Source organism: Thalassospira sp. UBA1131, assembly GCF_002311515.1.
GTDB lineage: Bacteria > Pseudomonadota > Alphaproteobacteria > Rhodospirillales > Thalassospiraceae > Thalassospira.
This window is the reverse complement of record NZ_DCAO01000024.1, coordinates 18,501-34,340: the sequence shown is the minus strand read 5'-3', so window position 1 is coordinate 34,340 and position 15,840 is coordinate 18,501. Positions and strand designations below refer to the sequence as shown.

The 15,840-nt window shown below is 54.8% G+C and carries 10 protein-coding genes; 6 read left to right on the top strand and 4 right to left on the bottom strand.

Annotated features, from left to right (window positions below):
* The coding region (locus B3Z49_RS03640; RefSeq protein WP_296988300.1) for a hypothetical protein at positions 1-500 on the bottom strand (500 nt) is incomplete at its 3' end.
* Positions 501-1,138: 638 nt separating this feature from the next.
* Here B3Z49_RS03640 and B3Z49_RS03635 point away from each other — a divergent pair.
* Entirely contained in the window at positions 1,139-3,457 is a 2,319-nt protein-coding gene (locus tag B3Z49_RS03635) for a methyl-accepting chemotaxis protein (protein WP_296988299.1), read from the top strand.
* An 83-nt stretch (positions 3,458-3,540) separates the two neighbouring features.
* Here B3Z49_RS03635 and pepN read toward each other — a convergent pair whose 3' ends face one another.
* Complete coding sequence (pepN, locus tag B3Z49_RS03630; RefSeq protein WP_296988297.1) at positions 3,541-6,180, bottom strand: aminopeptidase N; 2,640 nt, start codon at positions 6,178-6,180, stop codon at positions 3,541-3,543.
* Positions 6,181-6,612: 432 nt separating this feature from the next.
* Here pepN and B3Z49_RS03625 point away from each other — a divergent pair, with 432 nt between their 5' ends.
* The 5 genes from B3Z49_RS03625 to B3Z49_RS03605 all read left to right on the top strand — a co-directional run bounded on the left by B3Z49_RS03625 (position 6,613) and on the right by B3Z49_RS03605 (position 10,620).
* The gene (locus B3Z49_RS03625; RefSeq protein WP_064782527.1) at positions 6,613-7,284 is read left to right on the top strand and encodes a response regulator; all 672 of its coding nucleotides are present in this window, start codon (positions 6,613-6,615) and stop codon (positions 7,282-7,284) included.
* Between the two features lie 132 nt (positions 7,285-7,416).
* Positions 7,417-8,658, top strand: coding sequence for an AI-2E family transporter (locus B3Z49_RS03620; RefSeq protein ID WP_296988295.1), 1,242 nt, complete (start codon positions 7,417-7,419; stop codon positions 8,656-8,658).
* Positions 8,659-8,723: 65 nt separating this feature from the next.
* Positions 8,724-9,551 (top strand): AraC family transcriptional regulator, encoded by an 828-nt coding sequence (locus B3Z49_RS03615; protein WP_296988294.1) that lies wholly within the window; start codon positions 8,724-8,726, stop codon positions 9,549-9,551.
* Positions 9,552-9,762: 211 nt separating this feature from the next.
* Positions 9,763-10,377, top strand: coding sequence for a LysE family translocator (locus tag B3Z49_RS03610; protein ID WP_296988292.1), 615 nt, complete (start codon positions 9,763-9,765; stop codon positions 10,375-10,377).
* 63 nt (positions 10,378-10,440) lie between these two features.
* On the top strand, positions 10,441-10,620 hold the full coding sequence (locus B3Z49_RS03605; protein WP_296988290.1) for a hypothetical protein: 180 nt from the start codon (positions 10,441-10,443) through the stop codon (positions 10,618-10,620).
* A 152-nt stretch (positions 10,621-10,772) separates the two neighbouring features.
* Here B3Z49_RS03605 and B3Z49_RS03600 read toward each other — a convergent pair whose 3' ends face one another.
* Positions 10,773-11,747 (bottom strand): DUF4062 domain-containing protein, encoded by a 975-nt coding sequence (locus B3Z49_RS03600; RefSeq protein ID WP_296988288.1) that lies wholly within the window; start codon positions 11,745-11,747, stop codon positions 10,773-10,775.
* Positions 11,748-11,818: 71 nt separating this feature from the next.
* Positions 11,819-15,787 carry a hybrid sensor histidine kinase/response regulator gene (locus B3Z49_RS03595; RefSeq protein WP_296988286.1) on the bottom strand — a complete coding sequence of 1,323 codons (3,969 nt, stop codon included), beginning with the start codon at positions 15,785-15,787 and terminating at the stop codon, positions 11,819-11,821.
* Positions 15,788-15,840 lie beyond the last annotated feature (53 nt).

The following is a 15,840-nucleotide window of genomic DNA, read 5'->3' as shown; positions in this document are numbered from 1 at the left end:
TCATCCGAAAGTGCCTCGGTACGCTGCGCGATCAGATCGCCGACCGGGTCTTCGCTATCAGCGCTGATTTCCGGTGCAGGTGTTGTTGCGGCCGGCTCGGTTGCCTCAGGCGTGGCATCGGGAATTTCGGTTGGTTCTTCCGGTGCGGAGGCCAGCATTTCGACCTGCGGCTGCTCTGTCTGGGTGGTGCGCGCACCGTCTTCAGAATCCATGAACAAGCCTGCGCCGACCAGCATTCCGGCAAAGAACAAGACAAGGCCGAGCATGCCTGCGCCTGTGACCAGGCCAAGAAGGGTTTTGCGATCCATATCCGCTATCCGTGCATTAAGGTTTTGCCGATCACCGGAGCGTTCTGCCCCACGTGCGCTGCCATCACCATGCCCGTCCCGCCCGTATATAAAGGCCGGAAGCGGTGCATCCTTTTGCCCGGCATCCGGATCAGTCTGCGGTTCCGGGGTTGCGCGCAAATCGGGTTTGTTGGTGTTGTCTTCGCCAGCCATGGACTTGGCCATCCTTCACGACATCAAAGTTACCCTGCTTTTGTAACCAACAGCACCTTTATAAAACGCTAAAGCCGTGCACGGATGCAACCGGGCAGCGTGCCAAAGATCGATATGGGTCAATGTGTTTTGGATAAAAAAAGGGGGACTGGTATGAATTCCGGCATTGTCCCGCACAATGATCCGGATACCAGCCCCCTCGAGTGAGAGAGATCGACCTTCGGGGAGAGAGAGTCCCGAAGATAGAAGCCATCAGGCACGCCATGTAGGCCTGATGGCCGGTCACAAACGACGTTGTCGTCTGCATTTGACAAACACAGTCATAGAGCATCGTTTTTGCAATTGCAAACGATTATCACACACATTCGCAGAAAAAATTTCAATGCGTCGAAATCGCGCGCGTAAATCGGGGCTAAGCCCCCCAACCAAAACGAGAAATTCCAGATTTCGGACCTCTTCAACCCGGCTGTGTGCCGCAGCAATCCTATGGAAATCGAGAAATAAGGGATTGTGTTCCAAACCAAGCTCTGCTTGGATCAGAACAACTACTCTTGAGAAGTAGAGGTGTGAGCGGGAGAGACGCGAGCCAATATGACCAAAGACAAAAAATAAACTTGGTTTGCTCTGGAGTGACAAAAATGACGGGAGACAAGGCCGCGAAGACGGCTATTGCAGGAGGTGCTACCAGCCTTCTGACGTTACGACGGATTTTGCTCGTAACAGGATTACTGGTTTCAGGTGCAGTGACATGGATGCTTCTTTGGACCGGTGATACCTATCGCAACTTTGCGATTGAAACACTGAACAACTCGGTCAGTGGTACAGTCAATTTCTTTGTCGGGTCGCGTATTGCCACCGACTATGCCGACAAAATTACCCCCATTGCCAATGAATGGTCGCGGCTTGGCAGCCTGGTCAAAAGTTATCAGGAAAATGACCAGACGCGCATGCAAGCCGAACTCAACATCCTTTCGAACGCACGCGAAGTGGTTCAGGGCGATGTAAACCTGATTGCGGCAATTTCCTATGATCAGGAATTCAATCAACTGGCGACGTCCGAAGCCAATCTTGGCGCCAGCGTCACTGATGACCCGGACGTCAAAGCCTATTTGATCGGTCGCGACAAGGCCGAAGCCCGCAAACCGGCAAGCTTTATGTGGGCAACCCCGGACGGGCGTCCGGTCTTTAGCCTGATCCTGCCGGTCGGCGGGTTCCGTGCTGTTGGTTTCCTTGAAGTCATCACCGATCCCCTGCCCCAGCTTGCGGGCATTGGCAAGGTTTTGGGTGGCAACTTCCAGATTCTTGATAATTCCGGCAACGTGCTGTTTGAAAGCCTGGAAGCCCCGGCTGAGGCAGAAACCGAAACTGCCCCAACAGCAGAGGGCGATGCCGCGACAGAAAATGCCGGGGATGCAGTACCAGAAGCCAGCAGTGATGCGCCAGCGCCCGAAACGGCCAAAGCAGGTGATACGACGCACCGCGCGGCAGTGGAGGTTATGATCAGTGATGGTCGTGGCGGTGTCTGGGCCGAGGCCCGGTTTGACCGCGATGTGTCTGATTTCTATGCCCAGACAGATAGTCTTCGCCTGCTGTCGATTGAAATCCTCGTTGGCGTGCTTCTGGCGGCCTGGATTGTTGGCTGGATCCTGTTGCGCACCACGGTTCTGCGCAATCTGCGCGCCTTTGCAGGTGCAATGACGTCAATCTCGAACGGCGATACCAACGTCAATCTGCCCAATGTTGGCAATGACGAAATCGGCGAAATGAAAAAGGCCCTGATTGCCTTGCGTGAATCGGTGCGTCAGGCCTTGATCCTGCAAAACATGGTCGAGAATACCCCGACCATGACGGCAATGATCCTGCCTGATGGCAAGCTGAGCTACCTTAACGCCAGTGCGCAAGACTATCTTGGCGGGACAACGGCAACGATTTCGGGGGATTTCCTTAATCTTGGGTCCGACTTCCAGGCCAAGCTTGCCAATCCGAACAACCTGCCCTTTACCGAGATCATCCAGACCGACCGCGGTTACCTTGATATTCTTGCCGCCCCGGTCCGCGACAAGGACAATGTCCTTTTGGGCACCATGCTGGCCTGGAACGACGTGTCCGAGCGTGAGGAAAGCAAGATCGCCGTCACAGAACTGATGGCCGAGGTTGCCCGTGTGGCCCAATCAGTGACCGAACAGTCCGAAGGGTTGCTGAGCCTTGCCAGTGAACTGACAAACCAGTCGGAAAACACGGTGCAGCAATCGGGTGGTGCACTGGATGTGTCGCGCGAGGCGGCGTCGAATACCCGCAATGTCGCCACCGCGGTTGAGGAACTTTCATCCTCGATCGCCGAGATCAACCGTCAGGCGACCGAAGCTTCCACCGTGACCGGACGGGCACGTGAAGAAGCCGAAGAAAGCCAGCGCAATATCGGATCGCTTGAAAAGGCCAGCTCCGAGATCGGATCGATCATTGATCTGATCAACGATATTGCCCATCGCACCAAGCTTTTGTCGCTTAATGCGACGATTGAAGCCGAACGTGCCGGTGAACTTGGCAAGGGCTTTGCCGTGGTTGCCAACGAGGTCAAATCGCTTGCCGATCAGACCGCAAGTGCAACCGGCCAGATTGGTGACCTGACGGCTGCCATTCAGGAAGAAGTGCAAAAGGCGGCCCATTCAATCAGCACGGTTGGCGAAGTTATTCATCAGGTCAACGACATCCAGTCGACCATCACCCAATCGGTTGATGAACAACGCCGTGCCACCGGCGAGATTTCCGAAAACGTTCAACGCATCGCCGCTGGTGCGGGATCGATGGACGAAATGATCACCTTTGTGAATGACGGCGCACAAAGTACCGGTCGCAGTGCGCATGATCTGAACACGGCGAGCCACAACCTTTCGGAAGTGGCGCGCAACCTGTCAGAGAAAATGCGCGAGTTCAGCGAGCGCATGAAGCTGACCTGATCCGCTTTGTGATATTTTCCAACGCAAAGGGCGGCATCCTTAAGGTGCCGCCCTTTGTCATTTCACCAGATATGGTTGCTTGATCAGCTTGCCACGGATTTCGAGGCGATTTCATACAAATCGCGCGAGATTTCCGGCTTGGCGAGGATACGGTTAAGCTCGGCCTTCATCTTGTCCGCGCGATCCGCATCGTATTTTGCCCATTTGCCAAGCGGGGCGCAGAGGCGTGCCGCGACCTGCGGGTTGATGTCATCAAGCTCGATCAGGCGATCTGCATAGAAGGCGTAACCCGAACCATCCTTGGCATGGAAATGACGCGGATTGCCCATGGCAAACGCCCCGATCAGCGCACGTACCTTGTTGGGATTGCGCATGGTAAAGGCCGGATGGCTCATCAGATCCTTGACCCGGGCCAAGGTATCATCGCGCGATGACATCGCCTGCAACGAGAACCATTTATCGAGAACGACAGCATCATTGGCAAAGCGTTCCTCGAAATCGGCCAGTGCGGTTTCACGGCCCGGATGATCAAGGTTATTGAGCACCGAAAGGGCGGCCATCTGATCGGTCATGTTATCAGCTGTGCCATATTGCGCGACCGCCACGTCGGCAAATACATCCGCCCCGCTTGCCACCAGATAGGCAAGGGCCGTTGCCCGCAAGGCACGCTGCCCCGCCGACGCCGCATCCGGGGTAAAGGCCGCGTTTGAGGCATTCTGGTGATAGGTGTTGGCGAAATCATCGGAAAGCGCCTGGCCAATGCGTTTGCGCAGGGCGGTGCGCACCTGATAGATCGCCTCGGGGTTGGCGGGCTTGCGTTGTTCGGACAGGAACGCCTCACCCGGCAGGACAAGCGCATCGGCACGGAACGCCTTATCAAGACCGTCATTGGTAAGTGTCGCGCGCATCGCGGCAATGAAGGCATCAACGCGGGCCTGTTCATCGGCAAAGGCGGCATCAACATCGCCGCCATTCGCTTCATAGGCGGCAATGGCAGACAACATCAAACGGGTTGCGTATTTCTGCCCGGCTTCCCAGCGATTGAACGCATCACTGTCATGGCCCATCAGGAAGACAAGCTCGTCATCAGGCTGATCGGTGGTGATGTTCACGGGTGCGGAGAATCCCCGGTTAAAGGACAGCACCGGCGCCTCAGTCACACCATCAAAGACGAATTCCTGGCTGGCTTCCGTCAGTTCCACCGTTTTGGCGACGAGGTCTGAACCATCCGCGCCCAGAAGCCCGATTGAAATCGGCATATGCAGCGGTTTCTTGTCCGGCTGTCCCGGGGTTGGGTCGGTTTTCTGCGAGATGGTCAGACGGTATTGTTTGGCGTCTGCGTCATAGTCACCCTGCCAACTGAGTTTTGGTGTTCCGGCCTGCGAATACCAGAGTTTGAGTTGGGTGAAATCAATGCCGTTGGCGTCTTCCATCGCCTTGGCAAAATCATCACAGGTCACCGCCTGCCCGTCATGGCGATCAAAGTAAAGGTCGATGCCCTTGCGATAGCCATCCGGGCCAAGCAACGTGTGCATCATGCGGATCAGTTCAGCACCCTTTTCATAGACCGTCGCGGTATAGAAATTGTTGATTTCCATATAGCTGTCCGGGCGCACCGGATGGGCCAGCGGACCTGCGTCCTCCGGGAACTGGGCAGCGCGGAGTGCGTTGACATCCTTGATCCGCTGCACCGGGCGGGACCGTTGATCGGCCGAGAATTCCTGATCACGGAATACGGTCAAACCTTCCTTGAGCGACAGCTGGAACCAGTCGCGACAGGTGACACGGTTGCCCGACCAGTTATGGAAGTATTCGTGTGCAACGATGGATTCGATGCGTTCATAATCGCCATCGGTCGCGGTATCCGGGCGGGCCAGAACGAATTTGGCGTTAAACACATTGAGGCTTTTGTTTTCCATCGCCCCCATATTGAAGTCGGATACGGCAACGATGTTAAACAGGTCCAGATCGTATTCGAGGCCATAGACCTCCTCGTCCCACTTCATCGACCGTTTCAGGCTGTCCATCGCGTAATCGCAGCGATCCTCATTGCCGTGCTCGACAAAGATGCGCAGCGCCACATCACGGCCCGACATGGTTTTGAAACTGTCTTCGACACAGGCCAGATCACCGGCGACCAGCGCAAACAGATAGGATGGCTTCGGGAACGGATCTTCCCACACGGCAAAATGACGGCCGCCGTCAAGATCGCCACTATCGATCAAATTGCCGTTCGATAGCAGAACCGGGCAGCTTTCCTTATTGGCATTGATCGTGACCTTATAGGTCGCCATGATGTCGGGGCGATCCGGGAAATAGGTAATGCGGCGGAACCCTTCGGCCTCGCACTGGGTGCAAAAGGCACTTTGCGAAACATAAAGGCCTTCAAGCCGGGTGTTGTTGGCTGGCGAAATCTGGGTTTCAAGTTCGGCAATGAAGTTTTGCCCCGGCGCCTTAAAGCGCAGGCCTTCCTGATCAACCGTGAAATCGCTGGACGCCAGGCGGGTTTCATTGAGGGTGACGGAAAGAAGCTTCATATCCTCGCCATGGAGGAAAACCTCGTCGCCCTTTCCGGTACCGCGCACAGGATTCGCAGCCATAAACAGGCGCGATTTGACATTTGTCACGTCACGATCAAGGTCAAAAACCAGTTCGACCTTTTCGACAATAAAGTCAGGTTCCTTATAGTCTTCGCGACGAATCTCTTGCGGCTGTTCAGACATTTAAGGGTCCTTTTTTCCTTGGGCTGCGCGGTTTTGGAACGGATTGTATAAAATCGCCAATTTCGCAATGCAGTGTGGTGTTTCAGAACTGAATTTCGGTCAGCGATAACACTGATAGGATAAATTTCATTTTTCCTCAAATGCGGAGTTTACGGCGCCGATTTTAATGGGCATACTCTCAAACGGTGGCGCGAGGGGGGCCAAAGTTTCACATTTCGTGGGGCGAGAGTGATCTTTGGTTTCCCTCAACCTTTCTGCCGGTTTTCCAGACAAAACATCTTCTCATGCAGATCGGCGTCCACCGGGTCGCACCCTACCAAAATCAAAAATATCCCATCCTTTTCTCACCTAATAATTTGTGAGTTCCGCTTGAACGGGATAGAATAATTGCGACCTGTCGGGGAATGATAACTTTCAGGGGAAAAATCGCCAATGTCCGAAACGTTCCAGGTTCTGATCGCCGATGACCATCCGCTAGTGCGCGGAGCCCTCAAACAGGCGTTAAGCTCGGAACTGGAAAACGTATCGGTCCTTGAAGCCGGCAGCCTGTATGAAGCCATTGATCAGATCGAAGCCCACAAGGGCGATATCGATCTTGTCCTGCTTGATCTTCATATGCCCGGCATGAATGGCTTTACCGGCCTGTTTACCCTGCGTGCATCCTATCCCGACATTCCGGTTTCCATTGTATCGGCCAGTCAGGAACTGCCTGTTGTGCGCCGTTCCATTGAATATGGCGCATCGGCCTTTGTCCCGAAATCAGCCCCCGTCGATCAGATCGGCCTTGCGGTCAAGACCGTACTGGATGGTGGCATGTGGATGCCCGACTGGGCACGCGAGGCCATGGAAAACGGCCCGGCCGATGACGAGGCCACCGGCCTTGCCGAAAAGATCGGCCAGCTTACCCCGCAACAATTGCGTGTTCTCAACATGCTGACCGAAGGCAAGCTCAATAAGCAAATCGCCTATGAGCTTGATGTCACCGAGGCGACGGTCAAGGCCCATGTATCGGCCATCCTGCGCAAGCTTTCGGTCCATAGCCGCACCCAGGCCGTGATCATCGCGCGCGAATTGCAGTTGCAGGAACCGGCGATCGAGGCCTGATTGGTCGAATTTGGCTAAATCCACCTTGGGGTTTCAGCCTGCGGAACTTCCCCGCTGCTCAGCCGTTTAATCCATACATCCAGATAAAAACACGTTTGCAGGCGGTTGCCCTGCCCTGTCGGGAGTCCTTGTATGTCGGCCAGATGCGGCGCGCATTCGCCAGAAACACCTGAAGCCTCCGCAACATCGGACGCCAATCCGCCCGCCAATGGCACGGCGGCAGAGACGGATGCGACTGTTCCCAGTGATGCGGAACGCCGCACCAATGCGCGTGCGCGGGTGTACCGCCGGGCGCGGACGATTTCAGTGATCGGCACATTTGTGGTTTTGGCATTGGGCTGCCTTTACGTCGCGCAAAGTCTTTTGCTGCCGGTTGTTCTGGCGTTTTTGCTGTCGCTTGTGTTTTCGCCGGTTGTCCGCACCTTTGCGAAATTTTACATCCCCAATGCTGTTACGGCCTTTGCGATTGTTCTGACACTCAGCGCGACTGTGATTGCCGGGATTTATGGTTTGAGTGGCCCGGTATCGGGCTGGATTGATGAAGCGCCAAATATCGAGCGTCAATTGCGCCTGCGCCTTGCCGATCTTAGCGAACCGCTTGATAAACTCCGCGAAGCCCAAAAGCAGGTCTCCGAGGCCACCGATCAGAATAATGGCGATGAAGACGTTCAAAGGGTCGTTGTTGCCGAACCCAACCTGATCAGCCAGGCCGCCCAAGGCGCACCCGATATTCTGGCGGGCATTGCACTGATGCTTGTTTTGTTGCTGTTTATCCTGTCAGGCGGTGATCGGATTTATCAGAAACTGATCCGCTCACTTCCGACCTTTGGTGACCGGCGCAAGGGATTGCGCATCGCCCATGACGTGGAACGCGAAGTTTCGCGCTATCTCGCGACGATTACTGCAATCAACATCTTGCTTGGCATCGTGATCGGGACACTGATGGCGATTATCGGCCTGCCCAACCCTGTTCTTTGGGGGATCGCGGCGGCGGTGCTGAATTATGTGCCGATCCTTGGTGCAATGACCGGTGTGGTGATTGTTGGTGTGGTGTCGCTTGTGTCGATGCAAACAACCGGACAGGCCCTGATTGCGCCGGCACTTTATCTGGCCTGCACGGTATTTGAAGGCCAGTTGATCACGCCGATGCTTATTGGCAACCGGCTTAAAATCAACTCGGTTGCGATTGTGCTTGCCATTGCACTGTGGGGCTGGCTTTGGGGCTTTGTCGGCATTCTGGTTGCTGTCCCGCTTCTGATCGTTGCCAGCGTCATTTCCAATCACGTCGAAGGCCTGGGCGGGCTTCGCGAACTGCTGGGCCCGCATTCGACAAGCAACAATCCCGACCGCTCCATTCCGGCAAACAGCAAGTAGCGTTATCAGCCAGCACTACACCCTACGCCATTGCCAAAATCTGCAAACGCTGCCAGTTTTGTGCGATGAACAAGGTCGAAGTCATTGCCCATGATTGTCTGGGTGTTGAAGCCGTCATGGCCGAAACACGCCATTCCTTTGCCAAACACACGCATGAGGCGTTTGGCATTGGCTTCATGTATGCGGGGGCGCAAAAATCCGCGTCTGGGCGCGGCATGGTGGAGGCCGGGGCAGGCAACATTATCACGGTCAATCCCCGCGAAGTGCATGATGGCCATCCGATTGGCGATGCTCCGCGCGGCTGGAATATGCTGTATTTCGACCCGGATCTGATCGCGCGCGCGGCAAGTGACCTTTCTGAAACCGCCACCGATCAATATGAATTCACCCGCCCCGTGATGGACAGCCCCCACGTTCGGCACTGTTTTGGTGCATTATTCGATGCCATCACCAACGGATCGGAAGAAAGCGCACGGCTCCGGCGTGAAGAAATGCTGCTGATGATGCTCCATCACGCCATGATCGGTCCCGGTGAACCCACCCCGAAATCAAACGCCCGAACGGCTGTTGCCCATGCCCGGATCAAACGCGCCAAGGCGTTGCTCGATGACAGCCCGACACACAGCCACAGCCTTGATGATCTTGCAAACGCAACGGGCTTAAGCAAGTTTCAGACGCTCCGCGACTTTGCCCGTGCGACGGGCCTCACCCCGCACGCCTATCTGATCCAGCGGCGCATTGATCTGGCGCGCGCCATGATCAAAAGCGGCGAAACGCTTGCCGATATCGCAAGTGCCGCGGGCTTTGCCGATCAAAGCCACCTGAACCGGCATTTCGTCCGTGCCTTTGGCCTGACACCGGGCCGCTATGCCCGCGCGATCCGGGCAAACTAACCACAGCCACAGAAACGACCGCCAATCAACCAATCGTCATTCCCACGAAGGCGGGAATCCATCTTTGTCTCGACGGGCCATGGATTCCGGGCCTGCGCTCCGCTCCGGCCGGAATGACGAGTTTGGCAAAATCATCCTGCAATTCCGTTCAAGAATGCTTGGCTCGCCATCAGTAGATTGAGGGCAACAACCTTCAACGAACGGATGCAAAATGATCAGCCTCGATTTCCTGATAACCTCTCTTATCATCGTCGTTCTGCCCGGCACCGGCGTGATCTATACCCTCGCCCTTGGACTGGGCCGCGGCATGAAGGCCAGCATCTGGGCGGCGTTCGGCTGCACACTTGGCATCGTCCCGCATATGACGGCCAGCATCCTTGGCCTTGCTGCCCTGCTCCATGCCAGCGCGGTCGCCTTTGAAATCGTGCGCTATCTGGGTGTCGCGTGGTTGCTTTATATGGCCTGGGGCATGTGGTTCGGGACCGGTGCGATGAAAGTCACCGCTAATGAAAGTGCTGCGGGCGTGCTTAAAATCATCCGCGACGGCATATTGCTTAACCTTCTGAACCCCAAACTATCAGTCTTCTTCCTAGCCTTCCTGCCACAATTTGTTAGCGCTAATACGCCCAATACAACGCTAGAAATGGCCTTGCTCGGCCTGATCTTCATGGCGATGACATTTGCGGTGTTTGTGGTCTATGGATGTTTTGCTGGGGCGCTGCGCAGCCATATCATCGAACGCCCGAACGTCATGGCATGGATGGGCAAGGGTTTTGCCGGGGCCTTTATTGCTATGGGCGCAAAACTTGTATTCTCCAGTCGATAGAACAACATTGTGCCCCAATTACCGACTTATGGTATCCTATCCATGATTGAAGGAATCCTTACCATGCAAACGCCCGATACCATGAAGACCGAGGCTGACTATGCTGCCATGATGGAGAAGCTTGAAAACCTCTGGGACGCCAAACCCGGAACGCCTGAAGCAAATCAGCTTGAAGCGCTTGGCATACTGATTGATCAATATGAAGCGCAACAATTCCCGATTACCACCCTAGACGCCGTTTAGGCCATCCTGTTTTACAGGTAACAAAATGGAAAATCTTGGAACATTCTAGCAGATATATTGATTCAGCAAGCTCGACAAAGCGCGTAGGACAGAAAATAAAGCTGTCCCCTTTTCCTGAAAGCTAGTTTACTTTGGTCCGAATTCCAAGAAAGTCACTTATTTGTCGAGCCTTCAGCTTTTCTGAAATGCTCCTTTTTATCTAGGTAGCTAAGAAACCGCAGTCCTAAATCACTCAACGCTGATCTCCGGTAATTAACTCCAGGAACTTTCTCATTAATAGATAGATTGTGAATGATTAGTTCTGGACAAACATAATTGAATAGAAAATTTTCTCCCTTATTAGCATTAAACCGATTAGAGACTCCGTTTACGAGAGCTCGCCGCTGCCATTTTAGCGTATCCAAAATGGACAGTTTAACATCACTCTTCCCGCCAGCTAAGGTCTCTGGGATGTCCAGAATCTTGTTACTCAGAATGTGTTGGAGTTCCTCAAAAGTTCCCTCATCTGTAGACTTTTCTCCAACCTTACTTACCGCCTTGTCGAGCCTCTTTTGCAATCCTTCTTTTTCTCTGTTGAGGCGGACTATCTCTTTCTCAAGATGCTCTACGTTAACATCTGCTGCTGAAATCCAACCCGTTACGTTTGGCAACGACGCGATATCAGCTAAGCTTTCGTGAACAGCAAGTTTAATATCTTTCTCATCATCGAAGAACCTTGAAATATTCTTTAGAACTTTCTCACGAAATCGATTTAATTTCTCCGAGTTTAGTTGCTCAATGGCATCAACACCGTCGGCTTTAACCTTATTGTTCAAGCACTCATCAGACATCACGACGGAGAATAGTGGCTTTTTCTTACTCGTTGCATAATCAAACTCGAGCTCGGTGTAACTGAGACCACTGTTTTCTTCCAACGAGCCATAGCGTCCGCCAAGAATCAGCATGTATGCGTCTGACTCATCAATCCATTTAGTTATCGTCTCCCACTGAGACGTATTTCCTGCACTAAAAAGTTCCATGCCGGCCGGTATGTGCCCTGCCTTAAGTATTGTTTCAACAGCAGCTTGACGCTCTTTCTTGAGATCAAGAAATGTACTTGAAACAAATACTTGAAGTTTCTTTTTCATTAACTCTACCAGATATTATTTTTCTACTATTGGCAGTATAAGCGCATCGATACAGAACATTAAAGCATATGTTACTCCGCCGCATCACTCCCCAACCGGTTGAGCGCGCGTGTCATGAGCGCACGCAGCTTGGCCGGGCGCAGCGGTTTGTTGAGTAGCGAGTAGCCTTGGGCGGCGATCAGGTCTGCGGTCTCGGACGCGCGGTCGGCGGTGATGATGACGCCCGGGACACTAACACCGTGAACATCGCGAAGCCGGATCAGGACATCAAGGCCGGTCTGGCCGGAATCAAGGTGGTAATCGGCAAGGATGATGTCCGGGGAGAATGGCTTTTTGCCATCGACTTCCTGTGTCAGCAGGCTTTCGGCAGCCGTGCCCGATTGGGCCGTCACCACGACGCAATCCCAGTTTTCCAGCATGGCGCGCATGCCATCCAGGATCGCTGGTTCGTTATCAAGACACAGCACGCGCAGGCCGCCCAACTCGCCCGCCATGCGGCGTTTGGGCTTGGGCGTGGCGGCGGTATCGGCAACACCGAGTGGTACTTCGACCGAGAAGACCGTGCCGCGACCGGGGCGCGAGCGCACCGAAACCGGATGACCGAGTGATTTGCCAAGTCGGTCGACGATGGCAAGGCCAAGGCCAAGGCCCTTCACATCGGTGGTTTCCGGGCCTTCGAGGCGATGGAATTCGCGGAAGATGATTTTCAGTTTGTCTTCGGGGATGCCCGGCCCGCTATCCCAGACTTCAAGTTTAAGTTTATCGCCACGCACACGGCAGCCAACCACCGCCCCGCCGGTGCGGGTATAGCGCATGGCGTTGGAAATGAAGTTTTGCAGGATACGACGCAGCAAACGACTGTCACTGCGCACCCACAGATCGCGTTTATGGACCTTGAAGCTGAGCCCCGCGTTTTCGGCAATCGGGCCGAATTCGGTTTCAAGCGCACCCAGCACATCATTGATGGCAAAGTCACGAATGGTCGGTTGCATCGCGCCGGCGTCCAACTTGCAGATATCAAGAAGCTCGTTGAGGAGTTCTTCCACGCCCTTAAGCGACAGATCCACCTTGCCGACAAGATCAAGGATGTCATCCGCCAGCCCCTGCTTGCCGCCCAGCGCCACCGTAAACAGGCGCGCGGCATTAAGCGGCTGAAGCAGGTCGTGGCTGGCTGCGGCAAAGAAGCGGGTCTTGGTATCGTTGGCGGTTTCGGCCTGTTCCTTGGCATCCGAAAGTTCGGAGTTCAGCACCTCAAGCGCATGGGTACGTTCGGTCACGCGGGCTTCGAGGCCTTCGTTGGCTTCCTTGAGCGCCTGTTCGGCGGTCTTACGTTCGGTGATGTCGTGATAGATGCAGAAATAGCCCAGAACTTCGCCGGTTTCGTCAAAGTGCGGGATATAGGTGCCTTCGGCATAGCGGCCTTCACGCACGCCAAGGGTGGCGCGTTCATCATTGCGGTTGCGCGTAATGGCGGGAAATTCGATCTCGAAGCTTTGGCGATAGCCCTGCAATACAAGATCGATCATCGGGGCGAGATGGACATAGCGTTCCTCGCCCACTGCTTCGCGGACGGACATGCCGTGGGCCTCGACCCGACGCAGGCCAAACATCCGTTCATACGGCCGGTTGGTAAAGCGCAGGCGCTGATTTTTATCGGCATAGGCGATCATCACCGGAATGTTGTCGGTATAGATCCGGATGTTGCGTTCGCTATCGCGCAGGGCTTCTTCGGTGCGCACACGGGCCGTAATATCGGCAATGGTCGCGACAAACCCGCCATCGGGCATCGGGTTGGTGCGGACTTCGAGCACCATGCCATCGGCACGCTTGCGCTCATAGGTATGCGGCAAACGGCGCATCTGGGGTGCGGCATTGCGCCCCAGCAGAATATCAATATCGACCGCCCGGTTGCCGTTATCGCGGCAGATATGAACAAGCTCCGACAGCGGCAATGTCACCTGAATGTCGCTGGTCGAAATGCCAAGCAAGTCGATGAAACGGTGGTTCCATGTGGCCAGGCGCAAGTTCTGGTCAAACACCCCGACCCCTTGCGAGATGTTTTCAAGCGTGTTGAGCAAAAGGTCGCGGTTGAACTTGATGGCCTCGGATGCTTCATCGAGCAATTCCATCGCATCGCGGCGTGATACGGCCTTGTCGGGCAGCAAAAGCGCCATCACAACGCGCGAGGATGCGGCGCCGACCGCCCCGGAGAGTAGATGTTCGGTAAAGTTCGCGGCATCGACATCGGCAAGATCGGATCGCTTGGTTTCGCCATCGCGCGATTGCAGATAATTGCGAAAGGCGCGCTGTGCCCAATGCTTGCCAAGGAACCTTGCGGCCAGATCTTCGAGATCGCCCAGCGTCACCCGGCCCGGCCAGGTATCGTTGCGCGCCTTGGTATCCTTGCGCCAGACATCGACAAAGACCTGCGCCTGACGGCGCTGGGTGACACCCTGCACACCAACGGCCGAGCCGACAAACATCAAAACAAAGTTCACACCAAGTGACCACACAACCCCGTGGGTCAGATGATCTTCGATGCCGACACCAAGAAGGGCCTGTGGATTCAGAATGCCAATGCCAAACGGCCCATCGGTCAGGAGCGAGGATGGCAACAACCCGCCCTGCACAAAGGCCGGCATCAAAAGCGTGTAGGCCCAAAGCACAAAGCCCGATGTCAGGCCAAGCCGCACCCCGGTCCGGTTGATATTTTTAAGGTAGATCGCGGCGAGAACCGCCGGGCCGAACTGCGCCATGGCGGCAAAGGACAGCATCCCGATATCGGCGAGCGCATAGTTTTCCGCCAAAAACCGATAGAAGCCATAAGCCAGAAACAGGATGGCAATGATGGCGGCCCGGCGGATTTTCAACAGCACCTGGCTGACATCGCCAGACATGCGTTTCTGGAGCCGTTCGGAACGCAGCAAAAGCGGCATGACCAGATCGTTACAGACCATGGTCGAAACCGCGACACAGGACACAATCACCATCCCGGTACTGGCCGACAACCCACCGATAAAGGCAAATACCGCCAGCCAATTCTGCCCGCCGAGTAACGGCAAGGTCAGAACAAAGGTATCGGGATTGACCGCCGGGTTATGGCCAAACATGAACAGACCGGCAATCGCGATCGGCACGACAAAGATGTTGATCGCAACCAGATAGGCCGGGAACAGCCAGCGCGCGCTGGTCAGGTTGCGGCTGTCATCATTTTCGACAAAGGTGACATGGAACTGCCGCGGCAGACAGAAAATGGCAAACCCTGCCAGCATGGTGGCGATAAAGAAGTTTGATGTCAGCCAGGTATCGGGAATAAACATCTGCCGCACGGTCGGATCAGACAGGGCGCGTTGATTGATATCGACAAAGCCGTCAAACATCCCGTAAACGACAAAAAAGCCGACCATCAAAAGGGCTGCAAGCTTGATCAGGCTTTCAAACGCCACCGCCAGGATCAGGCCGTCATGATGTTCGGATGCGTGGATATAACGCACGCCAAACAGGATGGCGAACACCGCCATCAGGATCGTGACATAAAACGCCGTATCCTTTGAAAAATGGCCTTCGGAATGGCGCACGACCTGCTGCCCGAGATCGCCGATCAGCACATCAAACGACATCGAAACCGCTTTGAGCTGAAGGGAAATATAGGCCAGCACGCCAACCACCGCGATCAGCGCAACAAGGGCGGCCAGACTTTGGCTTTTGCCATATCGCGAGCCGAGGAAATCGGCAATCGAGGTGATGTTTTGCTTATGACAAACCCGGGCGATTTTGGTCATGATGCCAAAACCGAAAATCATCACCAAAATCGGCCCGATATAGATCGGCAGGAACGCCCATCCCCCGGTAGCCGCCGAGCCCACCGAGCCAAAGAAGGTCCAGCTTGTGCAATAGACGGCCATCGACAAGGCATAAATCGTCGGCTTTAATCTGGATGCGCGCCACTTGTCGGCATATTTGTCGCCATAATGGGCAATGGCAAACAACAACCCGATATAGGTCATGGCAACAATAAAGATCAGTCCGCCCTGAAGCATCGACGCAAACGCCCTTGTTATCGCCGCCTGTCCAGGCGGTCACAATTATCTGT